Genomic DNA, 17,311 nt, shown 5'->3' with positions numbered 1-17,311 from the left:
ATGACGACGCTGACAGAAGACGATGTGCTTGAGCAACTGGACGCTCAAAATAATTTACTTTCGTTTATGACGACGGCACATACCATTTTGCTCCAGGGCATTAAGCGCTTTCTGCCGTCGTTGTTTGTCGATAATGATGAAGAGATTGTGGAATATGCCGTGAAGCCGCTACTCGCCCAAAGCGGGCCGCTTGACGATATCGACGTTGCATTACGTCTGATTTATGCGCTGGGGAAAATGGATAAATGGCTCTACGCTGACATCACCCATTTTTCTCAGTTTTATCAGTACCTGCATGAACAAGACGCGATTCCCGGTTTTGCCGACGACATTACCTGGGACTTCATCAGTAACGTTAACTGTATTACCCGTAATGCGCCCTTATATAGCGTGCTGGAGTCGATGAAGTTTGCCGACTTCGCCGCGTGGTCTGAGGTGCGTTTTACCGGTATGGTCAAGACGGCGATGGCGCTGGCGGTAACGACAATTTTAAAGGAATTAACGCCGTGAAAATCGCATTGACGGTTAATGGGCTGCACGTTGAAGCACATTATCATGATGATGAAATAGAAAAGGTTCACAAGCCCTTATTGCAACAACTGGCTAAAATACATGCCGCTAAACCTGAGCGCCGTACCATCGTTTTTCTTAGCGCGCCGCCCGGCACAGGCAAATCCACGCTGACCACCTTCTGGGAATACCTCTCTCGTCAGGATGCTGACCTGCCGGAAATTCAAACGCTTCCCATGGATGGCTTTCACTACTATAACCGCTGGCTGGAGGCGCATCATTTACGTGCCTGTAAAGGCGCGCCGGAAACCTTTGACGTCGATAAGCTGGCGGAAAATCTGCGTCTGGTGCGGGCTGGCGAGGCGACCTGGCCGCAGTACGACCGACAGCGGCACGACCCGGTGGAACATGCTGTTGTCATCACGGCGCCGATCGTGATTGTGGAAGGAAACTGGCTCCTGCGGGATGACGACAGATGGCGCGCGTTAGCGGAGTTTTGCGATTTCTCATTATTTATTCGCGCCCCGGCGGAAACCTTACGCGCCCGGTTGATTGGACGCAAACTGGCGGGAGGATTATCACAGGCGGAGGCGGAAACCTTTTATGAACGCACCGACGGCCCGAATGTGCGCCGGGTACTGGAAAGTAGTCTGCCAGCCGATCTCATGCTGGAAATGACCCCTACGGGCGAATATCGGATGGCGCGTCCTTAATGATGTTACGCGGCGTTATCGCGCCATTATGCAATCGTACCACCCTTGAAAAATGACGCTGGGTAAACGCAGCGTCATGGCTAATCGCCGCGACGCAGGTTCCCCGCGCCCGGCATGTCGCCAGCCAGTGCTCAAATACGGTTAGCCAGTGGGCGTCAAAATCCCGGCTGGGTTCATCCAGCAATAACACAGGCGGCGCCATCGCCTCCAGACTGGCTACCGCCACCATCCTGCGCTGCGCGGCGTGCAGATCAAGCGGATGCGCCTCGGCGACGTCCATTAGCTGGCATAACCGCAGCGCGGCCTGGGTGCGCCGTGAAATTTCCTCTGCCGATAAGCGCTGTAGTTTCAGCCCAAAAGCGACCTCTTGTGCGACATTGCTGTGGAAAATCTGGTTTTCCGCTTCCTGAAAGAGTACGCCGATAGCGGCGGCGCGTTGACGATTTTTAAGCTGCGCAATCGGTTCTCCATTCAGCGTTACCGAGCCGGAAGTGGGGGAAAGCAGGCCGGCCATAATCCGTAACAGCGTCGATTTTCCCGCGCCGTTATCGCCGGTCAACGCCAGCCACTCGCCGTCATGAAGTTCAAGCGAGATAGCGTGCAAACAGTCGGCTGCGGCATCCGGCCAGCGATAAGCGACCTGATTTAACGTCAACATAATGGGGTTAGCGCTCCGTCGCGCAATTGCCATACCCGCTGGCATCGCGTCAGAAAAGGAAAATGATTACGTTCAAAAAGCACAATGAGAGAATGACGTTCCAGCGCCCACTGTTGTAGCCGTTCCAGCAGCGTCCCGGTAGCGACTGATGTCAGCCGACTGAAGGCTTCATCAAGAACTAATAGTCTGGGCTGCATGGCAAGCGCGCTGGCAATCACTACCCGCTGCGTTTCGCCGCCGGAGAGCGTGCCGGGATGGCGATGGCGTAACGACTGGCAGTTTGTCAGGGTCAGCGCCTCGTCAATGCGCCGTAGAATTTCCGCTTCATGGAGGCCGAGGTTCTCCGGGCCAAACGCCACCTCTTCCTCTACGCTAAAGGTACAGCCGGAAAGCTGTAAATAAGGCGACTGCTGCACCAACTGGATGGTGGGCGACTGTTCTACCAGCGAGAGCTGCCCGATAGGGACGCCAAGCAGTAAGCCTGTGCCGTCAATATCGCCGGGAAGATAATCCGGATACCAGCCTGCCATCAGTTGCGCCAGCGTACTTTTTCCGCTGCCGTTATCGCCGACTATCGCCACCATTCCGGGCGTTGAATAGTGGAAATCAAAACATGCCGGCGGGCGTGTCGCATCGGACGGAAGATAACGAAACTGCTCTAACGTAACCATATCCACACTCCCGCTTCCGCCAGTATCAGCAGTACCATTCCATACCGCGCAACCCGTTGTAACACGCTATCTTTCGGCGCCCACAGCGTGGTTCGGGTACGATGCAGCCGAAATCCTCGCATATCCAACGCCGCGCCGCGTATCGCCAGATCGTTAAGCGCATTTTGCGTAAGCGGCACGATCAGCGCAGGTATCGCCCGTAGCCGCTGATACCAGCCTTCATCCAGCGGCACGCCGCGCGCGCGTTGGGCTTCATGAACGATCGCCAGTTGTCGTTTGAGCTGTTCGACGACCAGCAACGGGCCAGCGAACAGATAAGCGATGCCGGGCGGCAGACGTGAAGCAAACAGGGCGCGAATAAACCGCTGAACCGGCACATATTGCATCCATAGCTGCGACGTTGACACGATCGCCAGCAGGCGTAGCCATAGCGTAACGGCATATATCCAGCGTTGCGGAGCGCGAGGCTGCCCGCTTATCCATTCCGTTAGCCAACCGCCATGTACCAGCCATAGCCCAACCCCTAAAGACAGCATCAGCCAGGCGACATACTTCGCCCGCTGCCGCGTTGATTTCGACGCTAACAGACAGAGGAAGGTTGCCGCGCTATAAACCGGGAGCACGGTCTGCGCAGGGAGTAGCAGCGTGGTGCAGGCCGCCAGCGCCCATAAGGTTAACGAGGTAAACGGATGCATTTAGCGTACGGCTGACATCGCAGGAAAATGCCGTGTAGTACGTAACGGTAGCTGACGCAGCAGCCCCCAAACGATAATCGCGGTCAGAATTTTATCGACCAGATTGGCACCTATGACGGTAATCGCGACAGACTCTACCAGGTTTTGGCCCATTGAATGCATCCAGGCGACGAATAAATCGGCGCCACTACCGGTAACGCCGCCAAAAAGCGCGGTACGAAGTGGGACTGCGACCAGCGTCACCGCTAACGTAATGACGACGCCGCTGGCGACCACTTTTGGCAGGGTACGAAACCAGCCTGCGCGCGCCAGCCACCCGGCGACCAGGCCGATAACCATCGCTACCGGGGCAAACGCGGCAGCGATAGGGTCGGTAAGCAGCCCCCACAGCAAGTTGGTCAGAAGCCCAGTCAACATGCCGATTACCGGCCCTAACAGCACCGCGCTAATTAAGGTGCCGATCGAGTCGAGAAAAATAGGCAGCTTCAACATGCTAATAAGCTGTCCGCCAATCATATTGATGGCAATAGCGATGACAATCAAAACCAGAGACTGGCTGGAAAACGGGCGACGCGCCATAAAGTACCTCTTAAAGAGTCGTCAATTAACGGGAAGAAATATGCAGTTCGTCATAACCGGAAATAGCGCACGGTTGACGGCTGAACGTCAGCGCTGGCAACTCGCCGATAATCAGTTCCAGCGTGGTACGCACGGTACACCCCGGCATCATATGACCGCCGAGCATGGCCCCGTAGGGATCTGATACCGCGAGATGCAGATGCTCGCCGGTCAGTTCAAGCGTGCCGTTTAGCGAGATAACTTCAAACGTGCCGGTGAGCGACGTGGTCGCCTCTTGCCCGGCATAACGCAGCGCAACGTCGGTCAGACTGCCGGTACACCCAGCTATCCAGGCGGCGTGTAATTGGTTCTGTTGCACAAAGGCGTATAATTGGGAAAACACTTCCTGGCCGGGAAGCAGACGAAGCGCGTAAAAGCGCGCTGTAGAGGCGTTGTGGTGAGATGCAGTCATCGTTACAGGACTCCGAGACTCGGACGTGGCGCTGATAATATAGACGCTGGCGACAGCGCTTTCTGATATAAATCAGTATTTGTGACGCGACGATGAAAAGATCTGGCGGGCGTACTGGTGATTCTTAAATACGGAATAAATTGCAGCGTAAGCGGTCATGAAATGTGATGCAGGTCAGATTACTGTCTTCTTCGACTGGACAAACATTCCTTTTATTCCCCGTTTCGCTTATTCTAGCTGAAGCGTTTCAGTTAATTAAATGTTCGACAATTAACCAATCAGTCGCAGTTTGCGACAGGTGAGGTTTTACTCGACGATGAGCTGCATTACTCTGTCAGCCTCATCTGAATCGGGATAGCCTTGCAGGAGACCTATGACCGTACGCATAGCGATTAATGGCTTTGGTCGCATCGGGCGTAACGTGGTTCGTGCTTTGTATGAATCCGGACGTCGGGCGGAAATTACCGTGGTGGCCATCAACGAGCTGGCGGATGCCGCAGGCATGGCGCATTTGTTGAAATATGATACCAGCCACGGGCGTTTTGCATGGGAGGTTCGCCACGAGCGCGAGCAGCTTTTTGTCGGCGACGATGTCATTCGTATTCTGCATGAACGAACGTTGGCGGATCTGCCGTGGCGCGAACTGGGCGTGGATGTCGTGTTGGATTGTACGGGCGTATATGGCAACCGGGAGCATGGCGAGGCGCATATTGCCGCTGGCGCGAAGAAAGTGCTCTTTTCTCATCCGGGCAGCAACGATCTTGACGCCACCGTCGTTTTTGGCGTGAACCAGAACCAACTGCTTGCGGAACATCGTATTGTCTCAAACGCATCCTGTACCACGAATTGCATAATTCCCGTCATTAAATTGTTGGATGATGCTTACGGCATCGAGTCTGGTACCGTCACGACGATCCACTCCGCGATGAACGATCAGCAGGTGATCGACGCGTATCATTCCGATCTGCGGCGCACGCGCGCGGCCAGCCAGTCGATTATCCCGGTAGATACAAAACTGGCGGCAGGCATTACGCGTATATTCCCGCAGTTTAACGATCGTTTTGAGGCGATTGCCGTGCGCGTTCCCACCATTAATGTGACGGCGATCGATTTAAGCGTGACGGTGAAAAAACCGGTAAAAGCCAGTGAAGTCAACCAGTTGCTGCAAAAAGCAGCACAAGGTGCATTTCATGGTATAGTTGACTATACGGAATTACCGTTGGTCTCGATAGATTTTAACCACGACCCGCACAGCGCCATTGTTGATGGCACGCAAACCCGGGTCAGTGGCGCCCACCTGATCAAGACCCTGGTCTGGTGCGATAATGAATGGGGCTTTGCTAATCGGATGCTCGACACCACGTTAGCGATGGCCGCAGTTGGTTTCAGGCTCGACGCGTAAGCGCCGACAAAACTTTAAGAATCATTGAGAGGATTCACCATGTCTGTAATTAAGATGACCGATCTGGATCTGGCCGGGAAACGCGTTTTTATCCGTGCGGATCTGAACGTACCTGTTAAAGAAGGTAAAGTGACCAGCGATGCGCGTATCCGCGCTTCTCTGCCAACCATCGAACTGGCTCTGAAACAGGGTGCGAAAGTGATGGTAACTTCCCACCTGGGTCGTCCTACCGAAGGCGAGTACAACGAAGAATTCTCTCTGCTGCCGGTTGTTAACTACCTGAAAGAAAAACTGTCTAACCCGGTTCGCCTGGTCAAAGATTACCTCGACGGCGTTGACGTGGCCGAAGGTGAGCTGGTGGTTCTGGAAAACGTTCGCTTTAACAAAGGCGAGAAGAAAGACGACGAAGCGCTGTCTAAAAAATATGCTGCCCTGTGTGACGTGTTCGTGATGGACGCCTTTGGTACTGCGCACCGCGCGCAGGCTTCTACCCACGGTATCGGCAAATTCGCTGACGTCGCATGCGCAGGCCCGCTGCTGGCCGCTGAACTGGATGCGCTGGGTAAAGCGCTGAAAGAACCGGCTCGTCCGATGGTGGCTATCGTTGGTGGTTCTAAAGTGTCTACCAAACTGACCGTTCTGGATTCCCTGTCTAAAATCGCTGACCAGCTGATTGTTGGCGGCGGTATCGCCAACACCTTCGTTGCCGCTCAGGGCCACAGCGTTGGTAAATCCCTGTACGAAGCAGACCTGGTTGACGAAGCAAAACGTCTGCTGACTACTTGCGATATCCCGGTTCCGACCGATGTTCGCGTTGCCACCGAGTTCTCCGAAACCGCACCGGCGACCCTGAAATCCGTTAACGACGTGAAAGAAGACGAGCAGATCCTGGATATCGGCGATGCTTCCGCTCAGCAACTGGCTGAAATCCTCAAGAATGCCAAAACCATTCTGTGGAACGGCCCGGTTGGCGTGTTTGAGTTCCCGAACTTCCGTAAAGGGACTGAAATCGTGGCGAATGCGATTGCAGACAGCGAAGCCTTCTCTATCGCTGGCGGCGGCGATACCCTGGCGGCAATCGACCTGTTCGGCATTGCTGACAAAATTTCCTACATTTCTACTGGCGGCGGCGCATTCCTCGAATTCGTGGAAGGTAAAGTTCTGCCAGCCGTAGCGATGCTCGAAGAGCGCGCTAAGAAGTAATCGTTACGGGCAGGGATTCCTGCCCGTTGATTTATCGCCGATCTGACATTCAGGGCGGCCCGTGTTTTTTCCCAAAGCCCGACGATACAGGACAACGAAACATGTCTAAAATTTTTGATTTCGTAAAACCAGGCGTGATCACTGGTGATGACGTACAGAAAGTGTTCCAGGTAGCAAAAGAAAACAATTTTGCTCTGCCGGCAGTTAACTGCGTGGGCACTGATTCCATCAACGCTGTTCTGGAAACCGCTGCAAAAGTTAAAGCGCCGGTCATCGTTCAGTTCTCCAACGGCGGCGCTTCCTTCATCGCGGGTAAAGGCGTGAAAACTGACGTACCTCAGGGCGCGGCAATCCTGGGCGCTATCTCTGGCGCGCATCACGTTCACCAGATGGCTGAACATTATGGCGTTCCGGTTATCCTGCACACTGACCACTGCGCGAAGAAACTGCTGCCGTGGATCGACGGTCTGCTGGACGCGGGTGAAAAACACTTTGCGGCTACTGGTAAACCGCTGTTCTCTTCTCACATGATTGACCTGTCTGAAGAGTCTCTGCACGAAAACATCGAAATCTGCTCCAAATACCTGGCGCGCATGTCCAAAATTGGCATGACTCTGGAAATCGAACTGGGTTGCACCGGTGGTGAAGAAGACGGCGTGGACAACAGCCACATGGACGCTTCTGCCCTGTACACCCAGCCGGAAGATGTTGATTACGCGTACACTGAGCTGAGCAAAATCAGCCCGCGTTTCACCATTGCCGCTTCCTTCGGTAACGTACACGGCGTTTACAAGCCGGGTAACGTGGTTCTGACCCCGACCATTCTGCGTGATTCTCAGGACTATGTTTCTAAGAAACACAACCTGCCGCACAACAGCCTGAACTTCGTTTTCCACGGCGGTTCCGGTTCTACTGCTCAGGAAATCAAAGACTCCGTAAGCTACGGCGTAGTGAAAATGAACATCGATACCGATACCCAATGGGCAACCTGGGAAGGTGTTCTGAACTACTACAAAGAAAACGAAGCGTATCTGCAAGGTCAGTTGGGCAACCCGAAAGGCGAAGATCAGCCGAACAAGAAATACTATGACCCGCGCGTATGGCTGCGTGCTGGCCAGACTTCGATGATCGCTCGTCTGGAAAAAGCATTTAAAGAACTGAACGCGATTGACGTTCTGTAATATAGTCTGCTGATTGAAATGGCTTCCCTCGGGAAGCCATTTTTTTATCGCCATTCCCGGAGAGCGGCGTTAGTGTTTTCATCCGGCCTATCTTTTTTTGGATGATGCCGAAAAATGGCATATTCCTCTGTTTTTGTTTACCTTTAAAAAGTTCTTTTCGTGAGAATGATCTCAATTGCTTGTTTTGCTATGACCAAGGAATATTGAATGGAAGATTTGAATGTTGTCGACAGCATAAATGGTGCGGGCACCTGGCTGGTACGCAACCAGGCGTTATTGCTCAGCTATGCTGTGAATATTGTTGCGGCTCTTGCCATTATCATCATTGGGTTGATTGTAGCGCGCGTGATCTCCAATACGGTAAATCGTCTGATGCGTGCGCGTCATATTGATGCGACAGTGGCCGACTTTCTTTCTGCGTTGGTGCGCTATGGGGTTATCGCTTTTACGCTGATTGCAGCTCTGGGTCGCGTGGGGGTTCAAACCGCCTCGGTTATTGCCGTACTGGGCGCTGCCGGTTTAGCCGTTGGCCTGGCATTACAGGGATCGCTCTCTAACCTCGCCGCTGGGGTATTGCTGGTTATGTTCCGTCCGTTCCGCGCCGGTGAGTATGTCGATTTGGGCGGCGTTGCCGGTACGGTACTGAACGTGCAAATCTTTTCCACGACAATGCGCGCGGTAGACGGCAAAATTATTGTGATTCCGAATGGCAAAATTATCGCGGGAAATATCATCAACTATTCTCGTGAGCCAGTTCGCCGTAACGAATTCATTATTGGTGTGGCCTACGATTCTGATATCGATCAGGTAAAACAACTGCTAACGACGATTATCGAGTCCGATGATCGCATTTTAAAAGATCGCGAAATGACGGTGCGTTTGAATGAGCTGGGCGCGTCATCGATTAATTTTGTGGTGCGTGTCTGGAGTAAAAGCAGCGACCTGCAAAATGTCTACTGGGACGTGCTGGAACGTATTAAACGTGAATTCGACGCCGCTGGTATTAGCTTCCCGTACCCGCAGATGGACGTCAATTTTAAACGCGTGAAAGATAACGCCGCGGAGTAATTTTCCTCCCGCGATACCTGCCGGCGCTGCGCTTATCCGCCTCCAGTATTCTCTGGTTGTAGAGTGGATAAGTGTAGCTGCCATCCGCCATTCAGTCTCTTTATTAGCTTTTCTTATTAATGATTAAAATTATCAATTTCCGCTAATAATATTCCCGCGCTATAGTCTGCCTTTAAGAAAAACAGCTCAGGGTAGTTAACGTGATATCTTATTATTTTCAAGGGCTTGCCCTTGGTGCCGCCATGATCCTTCCGCTTGGACCGCAAAATGCGTTTGTGATGAATCAGGGAATTCGTCGCCAGTACCACCTCATGATAGCGCTGCTTTGCGCGTTAAGTGATTTAGTCCTGATTAGCGCCGGTATTTTTGGCGGCAGCGCGTTGCTGATGCAGTCGCCGTGGCTGCTGGCGCTGGTCACATGGGGCGGGGTCGCGTTCTTGTTATGGTACGGTTTTGGCGCGCTAAAAACGGCAATGAGCAGTAATCTGGAGCTGGCCAGCGCCGAGGTTATGAAGCAGGGGCGCTGGAAAATTATTGCTACGATGCTGGCGGTAACGTGGCTGAATCCGCACGTTTATCTGGATACGTTTGTTGTGTTGGGCAGTCTCGGCGGGCAACTGGCTATGGAGCCAAAGCGCTGGTTCGCCCTCGGCACGATTAGCGCGTCGTTCTTATGGTTTTTTGGACTGGCGCTACTGGCGGCCTGGCTTGCGCCTCGACTGCGTACGGCGAAAGCTCAACGTATTATCAACATTCTGGTTGGGGTGGTGATGTGGCTTATCGCCTTCCAGCTAGCGCGGGAAGGCGTCGCGCATATGCACGCGCTTTTCAACTAAGCGTTGTCTGATGGACAACAGGCCGATATCCGCTAAGCTTGCCTGCATGCGCCCTGTATATCAGGGCAATGACTGCAATATGGAGGAGAGACTGTGAAGTTCAAAGTGATGGCCCTGGCGGCATTAGTGGGTTTAAGTGCAATGTCGGCGCAGGCAAGCGAACTGCCGGAAGGCCCGCACATCGTGACTTCCGGTACGGCAAGCGTCGATGCTGTGCCTGATATCGCCACCTTAGCGATTGAAGTGAATGTCGCGGCGAAGGATGCGGCGACGGCGAAGAAGCAGGCCGATGAGCGCGTGGCGCAATATCTTTCCTTCCTTGAGCAAAATCAGATTGCGAAAAAAGACATTAGCGCGGCGAATCTGCGCACGCAGCCGGATTATGATTACCAAAACGGTAAAAGCATTCTGAAAGGATATCGCGCGGTGCGAACCGTTGAGGTGACGCTGCGTCAGTTAGATAAACTTAATTCGCTGCTGGACGGCGCGCTGAAGGCGGGTCTGAACGAGATTCGTTCGGTATCGCTGGGCGTGGCGCAACCGGACGCCTATAAAGACAAGGCCCGCAAAGCTGCCATTGATGACGCGATTCATCAGGCGCAGGCGCTGGCAGCCGGTTTCCACAGCAAGCTGGGTCCGGTTTACAGCGTTCGCTACCATGTTTCTAATTATCAGCCGAGTCCGGTGGTGCGAATGATGAAAGCCGCAGAGGCTGCGCCAGTATCCGCGCAGGAAACTTACGAGCAGCCGACCATTCAGTTCGACGATCAGGTCGATGTGGTATTCCAGCTTGAACCTGGAACAGAGCGGACGCCGGCAACGGCCGTCAGCGCGCAGTAATCTCGCTCGGCCTGGGCGTGCTTCCAGGCCGCGTTTCTCCCCAATGTTCTTGTCGTTTTTGTGTGAGCAACTGTAAAACTGCGACCTGGCATCCAGTCTTTTTTTCCCGTTGAAAGAGGATAGACCATAGTGATTTTCTGAGGTGACTATGGATATCTTTATTTCTAAAAAAATGCGTAATTTCATTCTGTTGGCGCAGACCAATAATATTGCCAGGGCGGCGGAGAAAATTCACATGACGGCCTCGCCTTTCGGTAAAAGCATCGCCGCGCTGGAGGATCAAATGGGCTATACGCTGTTTACTCGTAAAGATAACAGTATCAGCCTGAATAAAGCGGGGCAGGAACTTTATCAAACACTCTTTCCCATCTATCAACGTTTATCGGCCATCGATAATGAGATTCATAACGCGGGGCGCCGTTCACGTAACATCGTGATAGGCATTGATAATACGTATCCAACCATTATCTTCGATCAGTTGATTAGCCTGGGCGACAAATATGACGGCGTGACGGCGCAGGCCATCGAATTCAGCGAAAATGGCGTAATTGATAATCTGTTCGACAGGCAGCTCGACTTTATTATTTCGCCTCAGCATGTATCGGCGCGTGTGCAGGATCTGGAAAATTTGACGATTAGCGAGCTGCCGCCGTTACGTCTTGGCTTTCTGGTTTCCCGGCGGTATGAAGACAAGCAGCCGCAGGCGCTGCTGCGTGAACTGCCCTGGCTGCAAATGCGTTTCCAGAACCGGGCCAATTTCGAAGCGATGCTGGATGCCTACATGCGACCCTGCGGCATCAACCCTACCGTGATTTACCGTCCTTACAGTTTTATGGCCAAGATAAGCGCGGTGGAGCGCGGTCAGTTCCTGACGGTCATTCCGTATTTCGCCTGGCGACTGGTGAATCCGGCAAAACTGAAATATTTTGATGCGCCGCACAGCCCAATGTACATGCAGGAATATCTTTATTCATTGAAAAACCATCGCCATACCGCCACGATGCTCCGGCATATCGCCGAAGATCGCGACGGGGACGAACTAACCGAGCATTGATCCGGTTTCCAGCAGGTTACGATGAAGATCAAAAGCGTGACTGAGGTCGTGGTGAATATGACCACCGGGCGCGTTTTCCAGATAACGGCGCAAATAGTCGCGGTAAAGCGGGTGCGCGCAGCGATCAATAATGGTATGTGCGCGTTGCAGAGGAGAGAGTCCGCGTAGATCGGCAATGCCTTGCTCGGTAATGATCACTTTAACGCTGTGTTCGCTGTGATCGACATGGCTGCACATCGGCACAATGGTGGAAATTTTTCCTCCTTTGGCGACGGACGGCGCCATAAAGAGAGAGAGGTAAGCATTACGCTCAAAATCGCCGCTGCCGCCGATACCGTTCATCAGATTCACGCCGGCGACATGCGTGGAGTTGGCATGTCCATAGATGTCAAACTCCAGGCCGACATTCAGCGCAATAACGCCAAGCCGCCGGATAATTTCTGGATTATTGGAGATCTCTTGCGGACGCAGCACGATACGGCTGGCGAAGAAATCCATATTATCGTAAATCTTTTGCAGCGAGTCGGCGGAAACCGTCAGGCTGGAGGCGCTGGCGCCAGTGATTTTGCCTGTCTCCAGCAGATGCACCACAGACTCCTGCAACACTTCGGAATACATCATAAAGGACGGAATATCCGGGTTTTCGCCAAGTCGCGCCATCACCGCATTGTTGATGTTGCCCACGCCGCTTTGCAGCGGTAAAAATTCTGCCGGGATGCGCCCTTGCGCCATCTCATTAAGCAGAAACGTAACCACATTATCGGCAATCTGCTGGCAGATGGGGTTGGCGTTATCCAGCACGTTGCCAGCATCGGGAAGATTCGTTTCTACCACCGCGACAATTTTGCGCGGATCGATCTGTACGTACTGATGACCTACCCGATCCAGCGCATGAAAAATAGCGACGCTGTTGCGCCGCGGCGGTGCGCCGGGAATGACGATATCGGCCAGTTCGGCGACGCGCGGGTTATGATAGTGATTCAGTTCGATGATCACTTTTTGGGCCCGCAGCAGCCAGGTCGGCGCATTGCCGATACCGCTGGACAGCCAGACGCGCCCATCGCTGGTAATGGCTGTGGCTTCGATAACGGCCACGTCGATGTCGCCAAAAAAGCCGTAGTTAACCATCTGCGCGACTTCGCTCAGATGCAGATCGACAAACTTTACCTGCCCCTGATTAATTTTTTGGCGCAGGCCGGTTGAGGTCTGATAGGGCGCACGCCAGGAGACCGCATCAGCCTCCGACAGCGCATCGTCGGCGGCGGCGCTGATAGACGCGCCCGTTAATAATCGAATCTGAAAAGGCTGCCGCATTTGGTGCAGCGCATTGGCGCGTCTGGCGATCGCGGCAGGCAGCGCTTTGGGCGAACCGGCGGGGGTAAAGCCGCTGAACGCCACCATATCGTTATGCTGAATGATTTCCGCCGCGTCATCGGCGCTCATTGTTGGCCAGGAGACTTTCATCGCGTGATCCTCACCCTCAGTGCCCCACGAAATGGGGCTTACGTTTTTCCAGAAAAGCGTTCATTCCTTCCTGATAATCCTCGCTGTCATAAACGGCGCGCCGCATTCCCTGGATGCGTTCAAACTCATCAGAATTCATGGTGTGCGCTTCGCCCAGCACCCGCAGTTCTTCTTTTATCACCGCTATGGCCAACGGCGCTTTTTCTGAAATATGGTGCGCCATTTGTAACGTGAAATCTTCCAGTTCGTCGGCTTCAACAACATGGTTAAGAATGCCGACCGCCAGCGCGCGCTGGGCAGTAATTGGCGACGCGGTAAAAATTAGCTCCTTAACGATATGGAATCCCGCATCGCGGATCAGGTTATGAATGCCGACCAGGTTGTACGGTACGCCAAGATTCACCGGCGTCATGGAGAAAGTGGAAGTGCTGGCGGCGATGATCAGATCGGAGCTCATGATCATCTCAAACGCGCCACCCCAAACGCTGCCCTCTACCATTGAGATCACCGGCTTGGGATACTTCTGGATCAAGCGGGTGATCTGACGTAGCGGATCGTCATAAGACAGCGGATCGCGCCGTCCGCTGGGCAATTCATGAATATCATGGCCTGCGGAAAAGACTTTTGCGCCGCTGGGCGCGCGCAGAATAATGCAGCGAATTTCTGGACGATTAAGATCGCTTAGCGCTTGCATCAGATCATCAATAAAGACTTTGCTCAGGGCGTTAAGTTTACGGGCATAATTGAATTCAATGACCGCGACTTTTTGAATAATAACGACATTAACATATTGATAAGACATAATAATCTCTTTATTGAAAGTAATGATTCTGTAGAAATTCGCTAATGCGCCGCAGACCGGTGCGCGGTGAAAGATCGTTGCTTTTCACAGCCTGCAACGTGTGCTGGAAATAGCGCGCAAAATCGGGGCGGGCAAACAGCATATGCAACGTCTGTTCTTTCGTTTGTTGCTGTAACCAGTGAAGCGCCTGCTGACGGCGTACCTGCTCCAGACGGTCGCTGGCGGCAAGGGTAGAGCGGAAATCACAGAGGGTTTGCCATACCTGGTCGACTCCGCGATTTTGCAGGGCGCTACAGGTTAGAACCTGCGGCTGCCATTCGGCATACTTGCGGCGCAGGATATGCAGCGCGCTTTCATACATATGGCGGGCGATAGCCACATTGCCGCGATTATCGCCATCATCCTTATTAATGACGATCAGATCCGCCACCTCCATAATGCCTTTTTTAATCCCCTGCAGATCATCGCCGCCACCGGCGATCTGTAGCGCAATAAAACAGTCCACCATATTGGCGACTTCCGTTTCCGACTGGCCAACGCCTACGGTTTCGACGATGACGATGTCATAGCCTGCCGCTTCGCACAGCAGTATCAGCTCCCGCGCGCGCAGACAGGCACCGCCCAGATGTCCGCCGGAAGGGACGGGACGAATAAACGCCGCGTCCGATCGCGAAAGCGCTGTCATTCGGGTTTTATCGCCGAGAATACTGCCGCCGCTTACCGGGCTGCTGGGATCGACGGCAATAACTGCCACGCGTAAGTTCTGGCGAATCAATAACATGCCGAAGGCTTCCAGAAATGTGCTTTTTCCGGCGCCTGGCGTTCCGGTGATCCCCAGCCGCAGAGCGTTACCGGTAAAAGGCATAATGGCATCCAGCAGGCGCGCGCTAAGTTCCTGATGACGAGGATGGCTGCTTTCTATCAGCGTCATCGCTTGCGCGAGCGTGGCGCGATCGCCTTGACGCAGGCGCGTGACGGCGTCTATCAGCGTGGTATCGTTAATCATGATGCTGACTAATCCGGGTCAGAACATCGCGTACGCTCTCCAGCATCGGCGTGCCGGGACCATAAATTGCCGCCACGCCATGTGCTTTAAGGAAAGCGTAGTCCTGCGGCGGGATCACGCCGCCCGCCACCACGCAGATGTCCTCGCGGCCCCATTTTTTGAGTGCTGCCACCAGCTCCGGAATTAATGTTTTATGACCGGCGGCCAGCGATGAGGCGCCTATGACATGAACGTCATTTTCCACCGCCAGGCGGGCGATCTCGTCTGGGGTAGAGAACATAGGGCTGAGATCGACATCGAAACCGAGATCGGAATAGGCGCTGGCGATCACTTTTGCTCCGCGATCGTGGCCGTCCTGGCCCATTTTGGCGATCAGGATGCGCGGACGGCGCCCAGTGTCAGCGAGAAATTGCTGAGTTTGCACAACAATAGCATCAAACTCACCGGCAGACTTATCGGACTGATGATAGCTTTGCGCAATCACGCCGGTAACGCACTGGCTGGGCACCAGATAGCGATCAAACGCCGCTTCCAGAGCATCGGAGATTTCCCCCAGCGTGGCGCGAACGCGGGCGGCCTCGACGGCGGCGGCCAGCAGGTTTTCATGATGCTGCGCCGCGTGAGTCAGCGCTTCCAGAGCAGCTTTCACCGCACGGTTATCGCGAGTAGCGCGGATGCGTTTCAGCGCGGCGATCTGCTCGTTGCGCACCTTCACGTTATCAATTTCCAGTACTGCCGTTTCGTCTTCTTTTTCCAGCTTGTATTTGTTGACGCCGACGATAACGCGTTCGCCCTGGTCGATGAGCGACTGTTCGCGGGCGGAGGCTTCTTCGATCATCCGCTTCGGTAATCCAGCCTCGATCGCCTTCGCCATGCCGCCCGCCTTGTCGATCTGTTTGATAATCGCTCTGGCTTGCTTGACGATCTGATCGGTGAGTGACTCGACGTAATATGAGCCCGCCAGCGGATCGACGGTGCGGCAGATCGCCGACTCTTCCTGAATAATGATCTGCGTATTACGGGCGATACGCGCCGAAAAGTCGGTCGGCAGGCCGAGCGCTTCATCAAAGGCGTTAGTATGCAGAGACTGGGTGCCGCCAAGCGTGGCGCCGAGCGCTTCAATGGTGGTGCGAATGACGTTGTTATAAGGGTCTTGCTCGGTCAGGCTCCAGCCGGAGGTCTGGCAATGGGTACGTAGTGCCAGCGATTTGGGATTGGTCGCGCCGAAACCGCTCACTGCTTCGCTCCACAGATAGCGTGCGGCGCGCAGCATGGCAACGTTCATAAACAGGTCCATACCGATACCGAAAAAGAACGACAGGCGCGGAGCGAAATCATCAATTTTCAGCCCGGCGGAAAGGGCGGCTTTAATGTATTCGATACCGTCCGCCAGGGTAAATGCCACTTGTTGCACGCAGTTCGCGCCAGCTTCGCCCATGTGATAGCCGCTGATGCTGATAGTGTTAAAGCGCGGCATGTTCCCGGAACACCAGGCGATGATGTCGGCGATAATACGCATGGACGGTTTTGGCGGATAGATATAGGTGTTACGGCACAGATACTCTTTCAAAATGTCGTTTTGTATTGTCCCGGTGAGCTGTTCAGGCGCGACGCCTTGCTCCTGCGCTGCGACGATATAAAACGCCATTATCGGCAATACTGCGCCGTTCATCGTCATCGATACTGACATCTTATCCAGCGGGATCTGGTCGAACAGCACTTTCATATCTTCGACGGTATCAATCGCCACGCCGGCTTTACCGACATCGCCCGCCACGCGCGGGTTATCAGAGTCATAACCACGGTGGGTCGCCAGATCAAAAGCGACAGAAAGGCCTTTTTGCCCGGCGGCGAGGTTGCGACGATAAAAGGCGTTGGACTCTTTGGCGGTGGAGAATCCGGCATACTGACGAATGGTCCATGGCTGGGCGGTGTACATGGTGGCGCGTGGACCACGCACGTAAGGCGGCAGGCCGGGCAGCGTACCGGTGACCTCCAGATTATCAAGATCGGCTTCGGTATACAGCGGTTTAACGGCAATGCCCTCCGCTGTTTGCCGTATCAACGATTCGACGGTTTTTTCCCGTCGGCTTAGCTCCTTATTGGCGAGCGTTTGCCACGCCTGTAAATTAGCCATTTTTCGCTCCGTATTACGCAATGAAAATGAAGATTTGCTAA

18 protein-coding genes are annotated in these 17,311 nt (G+C 53.9%); 9 read left to right on the top strand and 9 right to left on the bottom strand.

What is annotated here, in order from left to right; genetic code table 11:
- Both ACE15A_RS19540 and ACE15A_RS19535 read left to right on the top strand, forming a co-directional pair.
- Nucleotides 1–510, top strand: a complete 510-nt coding sequence (locus ACE15A_RS19540) for an MltR family transcriptional regulator (protein ID WP_053508138.1) — start codon at nucleotides 1–3, stop codon at nucleotides 508–510.
- Nucleotides 507–1,223, top strand: a complete 717-nt coding sequence (locus tag ACE15A_RS19535) for a nucleoside/nucleotide kinase family protein (protein WP_053508137.1) — start codon at nucleotides 507–509, stop codon at nucleotides 1,221–1,223. Before ACE15A_RS19540 ends, ACE15A_RS19535 begins: the two co-directional genes overlap by 4 nt.
- Here ACE15A_RS19535 and ACE15A_RS19530 read toward each other — a convergent pair.
- From ACE15A_RS19530 to ACE15A_RS19510, 5 genes are read right to left on the bottom strand one after another with little or no spacing between them, the layout of a single operon-like run.
- On the bottom strand, nucleotides 1,192–1,881 hold the full coding sequence (locus tag ACE15A_RS19530) for an energy-coupling factor ABC transporter ATP-binding protein (RefSeq protein WP_023247126.1): 690 nt from the start codon (nucleotides 1,879–1,881) through the stop codon (nucleotides 1,192–1,194). The two genes, ACE15A_RS19535 and ACE15A_RS19530, sit on opposite strands and share 32 nt — an antisense overlap.
- Complete coding sequence (locus ACE15A_RS19525) at nucleotides 1,875–2,552, bottom strand: ABC transporter ATP-binding protein (RefSeq protein WP_023247127.1); 678 nt, start codon at nucleotides 2,550–2,552, stop codon at nucleotides 1,875–1,877. The genes ACE15A_RS19530 and ACE15A_RS19525 overlap by 7 nt, the downstream gene beginning before the upstream one ends.
- A complete protein-coding gene (locus ACE15A_RS19520) occupies nucleotides 2,540–3,247 on the bottom strand; it encodes an energy-coupling factor transporter transmembrane component T (RefSeq protein ID WP_053508135.1) in 708 nt (235 codons plus the stop codon). Before ACE15A_RS19520 ends, ACE15A_RS19525 begins: the two co-directional genes overlap by 13 nt.
- Nucleotides 3,248–3,826, bottom strand: coding sequence for an ECF transporter S component (locus ACE15A_RS19515; RefSeq protein WP_023247129.1), 579 nt, complete (start codon nucleotides 3,824–3,826; stop codon nucleotides 3,248–3,250). It abuts the gene before it with no gap.
- A gap of 25 nt (nucleotides 3,827–3,851) precedes the next feature.
- Complete coding sequence (locus ACE15A_RS19510; protein ID WP_023247130.1) at nucleotides 3,852–4,277, bottom strand: PPC domain-containing DNA-binding protein; 426 nt, start codon at nucleotides 4,275–4,277, stop codon at nucleotides 3,852–3,854.
- 373 nt (nucleotides 4,278–4,650) lie between these two features.
- On the opposite strand from ACE15A_RS19510, the gene epd reads away from it, so the two are divergent.
- From epd to ACE15A_RS19475, 7 genes are all read left to right on the top strand, one after another.
- Nucleotides 4,651–5,679 carry an erythrose-4-phosphate dehydrogenase gene (epd, locus tag ACE15A_RS19505; protein ID WP_053508134.1) on the top strand — a complete coding sequence of 343 codons (1,029 nt, stop codon included), beginning with the start codon at nucleotides 4,651–4,653 and terminating at the stop codon, nucleotides 5,677–5,679.
- Nucleotides 5,680–5,718: 39 nt separating this feature from the next.
- Nucleotides 5,719–6,882 (top strand): phosphoglycerate kinase, encoded by a 1,164-nt coding sequence (gene pgk / locus ACE15A_RS19500; protein ID WP_023247132.1) that lies wholly within the window; start codon nucleotides 5,719–5,721, stop codon nucleotides 6,880–6,882.
- Between the two features lie 101 nt (nucleotides 6,883–6,983).
- Nucleotides 6,984–8,063 carry a class II fructose-bisphosphate aldolase gene (gene fbaA, locus ACE15A_RS19495; protein WP_000034386.1) on the top strand — a complete coding sequence of 360 codons (1,080 nt, stop codon included), beginning with the start codon at nucleotides 6,984–6,986 and terminating at the stop codon, nucleotides 8,061–8,063.
- 207 nt (nucleotides 8,064–8,270) lie between these two features.
- The gene (locus tag ACE15A_RS19490; RefSeq protein WP_023247134.1) at nucleotides 8,271–9,131 is read left to right on the top strand and encodes a small-conductance mechanosensitive channel MscS; all 861 of its coding nucleotides are present in this window, start codon (nucleotides 8,271–8,273) and stop codon (nucleotides 9,129–9,131) included.
- A gap of 200 nt (nucleotides 9,132–9,331) precedes the next feature.
- Nucleotides 9,332–9,967 (top strand): arginine exporter ArgO, encoded by a 636-nt coding sequence (argO, locus tag ACE15A_RS19485; protein WP_000626876.1) that lies wholly within the window; start codon nucleotides 9,332–9,334, stop codon nucleotides 9,965–9,967.
- A gap of 93 nt (nucleotides 9,968–10,060) precedes the next feature.
- Nucleotides 10,061–10,807 (top strand): oxidative stress defense protein, encoded by a 747-nt coding sequence (locus ACE15A_RS19480; protein ID WP_023247135.1) that lies wholly within the window; start codon nucleotides 10,061–10,063, stop codon nucleotides 10,805–10,807.
- Between the two features lie 148 nt (nucleotides 10,808–10,955).
- Nucleotides 10,956–11,861 carry a LysR family transcriptional regulator gene (locus ACE15A_RS19475; RefSeq protein WP_023247136.1) on the top strand — a complete coding sequence of 302 codons (906 nt, stop codon included), beginning with the start codon at nucleotides 10,956–10,958 and terminating at the stop codon, nucleotides 11,859–11,861.
- Here the strand turns inward: ACE15A_RS19475 and ACE15A_RS19470 are convergent.
- The 4 genes from ACE15A_RS19470 to scpA are packed head-to-tail and all read right to left on the bottom strand — an operon-like array spanning nucleotide 11,847 to nucleotide 17,270.
- Complete coding sequence (locus ACE15A_RS19470) at nucleotides 11,847–13,325, bottom strand: acetyl-CoA hydrolase/transferase family protein (protein WP_023247137.1); 1,479 nt, start codon at nucleotides 13,323–13,325, stop codon at nucleotides 11,847–11,849. The genes ACE15A_RS19475 and ACE15A_RS19470 overlap by 15 nt on opposite strands.
- Before the next feature lie 16 nt (nucleotides 13,326–13,341).
- Nucleotides 13,342–14,127, bottom strand: a complete 786-nt coding sequence (gene scpB / locus ACE15A_RS19465) for a methylmalonyl-CoA decarboxylase (RefSeq protein WP_023247138.1) — start codon at nucleotides 14,125–14,127, stop codon at nucleotides 13,342–13,344.
- 10 nt (nucleotides 14,128–14,137) lie between these two features.
- Nucleotides 14,138–15,133 carry a methylmalonyl Co-A mutase-associated GTPase MeaB gene (meaB, locus tag ACE15A_RS19460; protein WP_053508133.1) on the bottom strand — a complete coding sequence of 332 codons (996 nt, stop codon included), beginning with the start codon at nucleotides 15,131–15,133 and terminating at the stop codon, nucleotides 14,138–14,140.
- Nucleotides 15,126–17,270 carry a methylmalonyl-CoA mutase gene (gene scpA, locus ACE15A_RS19455; protein WP_053508320.1) on the bottom strand — a complete coding sequence of 715 codons (2,145 nt, stop codon included), beginning with the start codon at nucleotides 17,268–17,270 and terminating at the stop codon, nucleotides 15,126–15,128. The genes meaB and scpA overlap by 8 nt, the downstream gene beginning before the upstream one ends.
- Between the last annotated feature and the right edge of the window lie 41 nt (nucleotides 17,271–17,311).

The sequence above is a fragment of the Salmonella sp. HY31 genome, assembly GCF_042604575.1.
Lineage (GTDB): Bacteria > Pseudomonadota > Gammaproteobacteria > Enterobacterales > Enterobacteriaceae > Salmonella > Salmonella diarizonae.
This window is presented reverse-complemented; position numbering and strand designations above follow the sequence as displayed.